Genomic DNA, 5,964 nt, shown 5'->3' with positions numbered 1-5,964 from the left:
TGCGTGACGGCCACGTCGAGCTTGCCGTCGCGGCGGGCGGCCAGGCCGAGGCCGATCTCCGCGAAGATCATCGCGCTCGGCGCGTCCTGCTCCACCGCCTCGACCAGGACCATCGGCAGGTACAGCGCGGGCTGCGTCTCGCGGCGGCCCTGCTCGGCGAGGCGCGTCAGGTGCGTGACGGCCACGTCGAGCTTGCCGTCGCGGCGGGCGGCCAGGCCGAGGCCGATCTCCGCGAAGATCATCGCGCTCGGCGCGTCCTGCTCCACCGCCAGCTGGTACGCGCGTTCGGCCAGCTCCCGGCCCTGCGCGTAGTCGCGGGTCTGCACCGCCAGCCAGGCCAGCCAGGACAGCTTGCTGCCCACCTCGGGCCAGAGCGACAGCTCCTCGGCCCAGCGCAGCCCCTCCGGTGGAGCGGCGGAGCGCTCGTGCTCGCCGCGCATCTCGGCCAGGCCGCCCACCCAGTCGGTCGCCTGCAACCGGCCCCAGCGGTCGCCGACCTGCGCGAACAACGCCGCACTGCGGGTACCGGCGCGCTCCAGCGTGGCCAGGTCGCCGGTGGCGTGGGCGAGCTTGGCCCGCGAGCTGAGCACCGCCGCCTCGGTCCAGGGGTCGTCGACGGTGGTGGGCAGCAGCTCCGCCGCCAGGGTCAGGTCGCTGCGATCGATGACCGCGTTCGCGACGAACCACGCGGCCCGCCCGCCGGGGTCGCCGGCCAGGGCGGCGCGCAGGTCGCCCGGCGCGATCGGTTCGCCCTGCAACAGCGCGAACCCGGCCCGCCACGGCGCGGCGCGCGCCTCCTCGGCCGGGTCGCCCCGCATCGCCAGCGCCCGCCGCGCCTCGGTGAGCCGGCCGCGCAGGAACCAGTACCAGCTCAGCGCGACCGCCAGGCGCAGCCCGCCACCGTGGGACAGCGCCGAGCGCAGGTTCGCCGCCTCGGCGTCGAGCCGGGCCAGCCATTCCTGCTGGTCGGCGCCGCGCAGCTCCGGGTCGGCGCGTTCGGCCAGGTCGGTGTAGTACGCCGCGTGCCGCGCCCGGACGTCGTCGGCGTCCGCCAGGCGTTCCAGGCAGAACGCGGCGACCGACTCCAGCAGCCGGTAGCGGGGGCTCGCGCCCGAGTCGTCCACCACCACCAGCGAACGGTCCACCAGCCGGGCCAGCGCGTCGAGGTCGGTCCGGCACACCCGCTCGGCCGCGTCGGGTGTGCAGCCGTCGCTGAACACGCGAGCCGGGCCAGCACCTGACGGTCGGCCTCGGCCAGCAGGTCCCAGCTCCAGCCGATCACCGCGGTCAGGGTGCGCTGTCGCGGCGGCACGTCCCGCTGCGCGGTGGCGAGCAGCCTGAACCGGTCGTCGAGCCGGTCCACCACGCCCTGCACGCCGAGCGCGCGTACCCGGGTCGCGGCCAGTTCGAGGGCCAGCGGCAGGCCGTCCAGCCGGCGGCAGAGCTGCGCCACCGCCGGCGCGGTCCGCTCGTCGAGGCGGAAGCCGCGGTGCTGCGCGGCGGCGCGGGCGGCGAACAACCGGGCCGCGGCCGAGCGCCGGACCGCGTCGAGGTCACGGTCGTGCTCGGGTACGGCCAGCGGCGGCACCTCCCAGAGCAGCTCACCGGTGAGGCCGAGAGGTTCCCGGCTGGTGGCCAGCACGGTGATGCCGGGCGCGTCCCGCAGCAGCCGGGCGACCAGCGCGGCGACCGGCTCGATGACGTGCTCGCAGTTGTCCAGCACGAGCAGCAGCTGCCGGTGCCGGAGCACCGCGGACAGCCGGTCGACGGCGGACACGCTGGCGCCCGCCGCCTCGCGCAGGTCCAACGCCTCGAGGACCTCGTCGGCGACGCGCGGGTCGCCGACCGGCAGTGGCGCCAGCTCCACCAGGTGGGCGCCGTCCGGGAGGACCAGCTCGCGGGCGGCCTCGGTGGCCAGCCGGGTCTTGCCGACCCCGCCCGGCCCGATCAGCGTGACCAGCCGCTGCTCCGGGAGCAGGGCGCGCAGCTCGGTCAGCGCCTCGGCCCGTCCGACCAGCCCGTCGAGGCGGGCCGGCAGGCTGTTCCGGATGATCGCGGCCTTCGGCGGGGCGCTCAGGCCGGCGTCCTGTTCGAGGATCCTGCGGTGCAGGGCGACCAGCTCCGGCCCCGGGTCGAGGCCCAGCTCGTCGACGAGTCGGTCGCGCAGGTCGGCGTAGCTGTCCAGGGCCTCGGACGTACGACCGGCCGCGTAGAGCGCGCGTATCTGCAACGCCCGCAGACCCTCGCGCAGCGGGTGCCGGGCGACCAGTTCGGCCAGGTCGGCGGCGACCAGGTCGTGCTCGCCGCGCGCCATCCGGGCGTCGGCGAGCCGTTCGTGCACCACGAGGCGCTGCTCGGCCAGGCGGGTGGCCTCGGCGCGGGCGAACTCGGCGTCGGCCATGTCGGCGTACGCGTCGCCGCGCCACAGCGCGAGGGCGGCGGTCAGCCGGTCCACGTCGGTGGCGGTGGCCAGCTCGGCGAACCGGTCGGCGTCCACCGCGCCGGTACGCAGCAGGTAACCGGGCGGCCGTGACTCGACCAGCTCGCGCGCGCCCGGCTCGGCGTCGTTGAGCGCCTTGCGCAGCTGGGACACCCGCACCTGGAGGGCGCCGGCCGGATTGGCCGGGACGTCCTCACCCCACAGGTCGTCGATCAGGCGGTCCGCCGAGACCACCTGGTTGCGGTGGGCCAGCAGGTCGGCCAGCAGCACCCGCACCTTGGTGCCGGGTACGACGACCGGCTCGCCGGCGTCGGTGCTGACAGCGAGCGGCCCGAGCACCCCGAACTGCACGGCCGTCATCCTAGCGACGCGGAAGGCGATCTGAAGGAGACCGTAAGCGCCGTGGCCCACCGTGGGCGCATGGACATCCACCACGAAGAACACGGCACCGGCGAGGGCCGGCCGCTCGTCCTCGTCCACGGCGCGCTCTCCGGCATCGGCACCTCGTTCGGCAGGATCCTGCCGCTGCTGGCGAAGACCCGGCGGGTGATCGCGATCGAGTTGCAGGCACACGGTCGCACCCCGGACATCGACCGTCCGCTGACCGTGGAGAACTTCGCCGCCGACGTGGTCGAGCTGCTCGACCGCCTCGATGTCGAGCGGGCGGACCTGTTCGGCTGGAGCATGGGCGCGGCCGTCGCGCTGCGCCTCGGCACCGATTACGCCGACCGGGTCGGGCGGCTGGTGCTCGCCTCGGTGAGCTTCGACGACGCCGGCCTGCACCCGGGGCTGCTGGACGGCATCCAGGACCTGCAACCGGAACACCTGCACGGCTCGGAGTTCCACGAGGAGTACCTGCGGACCGCGCCCGACCCGGCCGGTTGGCCCAACCTGGTCACCAAGATGAAGGTCCTGGACGCGAACCTGCCGCAGTGGACGCCCGAGCAGATCCGCGCGCTGGCCGCGCCCACGATGATCGTGCTGGCCGACTCGGACATCGTCCAGCCCGAGCATGCCGTGCGGATGTTCCGGCTGCTCGGCGGGGCGGTGGCCGGCGACCTGACCGGCCTGCCGGCCTGCCGCCTGGCCATCCTGCCCGGCACCACCCATACCACCATCCCGCACCGCGCCGACTGGCTGGCCCCGATGATCGACGAGTTCCTGGACGAGGATCACCGCGGGTAGTTGCCTTCTCGCAACGGTCGCGGAAATTTCCACCGTGGGTAACCTGCGAGCGTGAACGACGATGCTGCGGCTTTCGATTCGGGCCTGGTGAGCCCCCGGCCGACCGCGGCGTCCGTGCTCCTGTCCGAGGACTTCACCGCCGCCACCGTGACCGCCCTGCGGCACCGGCTGCGGGCGGCGGTCAGTGGCGCGGGACTCGTCGGCGACGAGGGCTACGACTTCGTTCTCGCCGTGCACGAACTGGCCACCAACGCGGTGCGCCACGGTGGCGGCCACGGCCACCTCGACCTGCGGCGCCAGGACGACGTGCTGATCTGCGAGGTCAGCGACCACGGGGCGACCGCGTCAGGTCTGCCGGTGCGGTTGCCCCCCGTCGACGTCGCCGGGGGACGCGGCCTGTGGCTGGCCCACCGGCTGAGCGAGGGCCTGCTGCTCACCCGAGGGATCGACGGCGTCACCGCCACCGTGACGGCGTGCCTGGACGCCGTCGCCGGCCCGCCCGTCGTCGACGGCGCGACCGCCGAGCCGCACCCGTCCGCCGAGGACGACCCGCGATGACGCCGCAGCCGGGCTGACGGCATCGGATCAGCGCCGGCCGTACCCGGCCTCGGATCGACGGCCCCGGCGCCGGTCGACTCTGGACTCCGTCCGGTGCCGGACGCGTCGTCGGCTGCCGTCAGGGTCGGCGGCGCGGCGGGTCGGTGCCCCGGTCCCACTGTTCGCCGCGCCTGCGGCGGTCCTCCCGTACGGCGCTGCGGATCGACCGGACCGTGGCGTCGGGCGCGAAGATGAGCGCGTACCAGCGGTCGAGCATCGCGTGCAGGTCGCTGAGCGTGGCCGTCGCCCGCTCCACCTGCTCCCGGGACGTTCTCAGCTGCTCGCGGGCCGCCTGTGCCTCCACCTCCAGCTCCGCCACCCGCACGCGCATCGGTTGCACGAGGGTCAGTGCCGCGTCAGTGAGCATGTCCGCCGCCTCCGCCTTAAACTTGCCGCGTTGCGCCACGACGGCGGCGATGGCGGCCAGGCCGCTGGCGCCGCCGAGCACGCCCAGCACGGACAGGACGACCTGCACCCACTGCGGGGCGGTGCTGGTGTCGGTCGGCGTCATCGTCGGCCGCCGGTGGGACAGTTGCCGCTGTCCACGTCGATGTTGCGGAGCAGCCTCCGGAGGTCGAGCAGGATCTCCGTGGCGCGCCACCACGAGCCCACCGCGACCGCGGTGATGAACGACGCCGCCGCGACCGCCATCCGACCGGACATCACCACCAGGGCGACGGAGTACATCCCGGCGAGGGTGCCCAGCAGGAGCATCGACGCCAGCTCGATGCCGAGGGCGGTGGAGACCCGTCCCGGCCAGGTCAGGCCGAGCAGGCCGCCCAGCCCGACGACGACGAGGCCCAGTTCCCAGCCGATCCGGACCGGTCGCGGCATCGCCATCTCCACCGAGGGTGGGCGCACGTTGAGGGTGATCAGCAGGAGCCCGCACACGGGCGCGGTGACCAGGACGGCGTTCTCGAACGGTCGCCGGTTGCGCCAGATTCGCATGGTCTGCACGGCAACTCCCTGAGGTCGATGCGGGTGCCCCGTGGGAGCGGTTGCCGGAGGCGTACGACCACGCTGCCCGGGTGGCACCCGCTGCGGTGCCGGGGTGTGACGACGAGCGCCATCGGTGGTCGACACCTCTAGTCATACCACCCGTTTCCGGTCACCCCCAACTGATGGATTCCGACATAAGCGCTGGTCAGCCGGGGTGTGAGCGGCCTTGGACGGGCAGCCGCGGGAGGCTGAGAGGCGCGTCGAGCGGCGTCCGGATGTCCCTTCTCGACTATCGAGGAGGCGGCCTCGCCGCTGCTCAGGAACAAGACACCTTCCGAACAAACAGCAGAAATAGCGCAAAACCCCAACGGGCCGGGTCATCCGGCGCCGATGGCGGAGCGTTTGCCGACCGTGGCCGCGGGTAGCCACGCTGCCTCGCCACGGGAAGGACGTCGCATGGCCGAGCTGAGTTTCGTCGACAAGGTAGCCGCGCGGGCGGGCGTACCGCCGGAGACGGCGCGGTCCCTGACCGAGGCCACCCTGAGCACCCTCACCCAGCGGATCAGCGGCGGCGAGGCGGCTGCCCTGGCCGGCCACGTCGCCGACGAGCTGAGCACGTTGCTCATCAAGGGTACGGAGGACCCGGAGGCGTTCGGCTACGACGAGTTCATCGGTCGCGTGGCCGACGGCGCCGGGGTGGAGCGCGCCGTCGCCGAGCGGGGCGTGCGGGCCGTCCTGCAGACCCTGCACCGGGTGGTCGGACACCGGGAGTTCGAGGACGCCATGGCGCAACTACCGGCGGA

At 74.0% G+C, this 5,964-nt stretch carries 6 protein-coding genes; 3 read left to right on the top strand and 3 right to left on the bottom strand.

What is annotated here, in order from left to right:
• Nucleotides 1-871 precede the first annotated feature (871 nt).
• The gene (locus JNW89_RS25140) at nucleotides 872-2,791 is read right to left on the bottom strand and encodes a BTAD domain-containing putative transcriptional regulator (RefSeq protein ID WP_238450772.1); all 1,920 of its coding nucleotides are present in this window, start codon (nucleotides 2,789-2,791) and stop codon (nucleotides 872-874) included.
• A gap of 69 nt (nucleotides 2,792-2,860) precedes the next feature.
• On the opposite strand from JNW89_RS25140, the gene JNW89_RS25135 reads away from it, so the two are divergent.
• Together JNW89_RS25135 and JNW89_RS25130 are read left to right on the top strand one after the other, a co-directional pair.
• Complete coding sequence (locus JNW89_RS25135; RefSeq protein WP_238450771.1) at nucleotides 2,861-3,625, top strand: alpha/beta fold hydrolase; 765 nt, start codon at nucleotides 2,861-2,863, stop codon at nucleotides 3,623-3,625.
• A gap of 51 nt (nucleotides 3,626-3,676) precedes the next feature.
• A complete protein-coding gene (locus JNW89_RS25130; protein WP_238450770.1) occupies nucleotides 3,677-4,183 on the top strand; it encodes an ATP-binding protein in 507 nt (168 codons plus the stop codon).
• Between the two features lie 118 nt (nucleotides 4,184-4,301).
• On the opposite strand, the gene JNW89_RS25125 is transcribed toward JNW89_RS25130, so the two are convergent.
• Together JNW89_RS25125 and JNW89_RS25120 are read right to left on the bottom strand one after the other, a co-directional pair.
• Nucleotides 4,302-4,733 (bottom strand): hypothetical protein, encoded by a 432-nt coding sequence (locus JNW89_RS25125; RefSeq protein WP_238450769.1) that lies wholly within the window; start codon nucleotides 4,731-4,733, stop codon nucleotides 4,302-4,304.
• A complete protein-coding gene (locus JNW89_RS25120; RefSeq protein WP_238450773.1) occupies nucleotides 4,730-5,170 on the bottom strand; it encodes a hypothetical protein in 441 nt (146 codons plus the stop codon). The genes JNW89_RS25125 and JNW89_RS25120 overlap by 4 nt, the downstream gene beginning before the upstream one ends.
• A gap of 447 nt (nucleotides 5,171-5,617) precedes the next feature.
• Between JNW89_RS25120 and JNW89_RS25115 the strand changes: the two genes are divergently transcribed.
• Nucleotides 5,618-5,964, top strand: a 347-nt coding sequence (locus JNW89_RS25115) for a DUF2267 domain-containing protein (protein WP_238450768.1), incomplete at its 3' end; no start/stop codon positions are given.

This window comes from Micromonospora sp. 4G55, from assembly GCF_016803375.1.
This window is presented reverse-complemented; position numbering and strand designations above follow the sequence as displayed.

What these genes read in the sequence shown, in the direction of transcription:
- JNW89_RS25135 (WP_238450771.1), top strand. Translation starts at nt 2,861, where the DNA reads ATGGACATCCACCACGAAGAACACGGCACCGGCGAGGGCCGGCCGCTC.
- JNW89_RS25125 (WP_238450769.1), bottom strand. Translation starts at nt 4,733, where the DNA reads ATGACGCCGACCGACACCAGCACCGCCCCGCAGTGGGTGCAGGTCGTC.
- JNW89_RS25120 (WP_238450773.1), bottom strand. Translation starts at nt 5,170, where the DNA reads ATGCGAATCTGGCGCAACCGGCGACCGTTCGAGAACGCCGTCCTGGTC.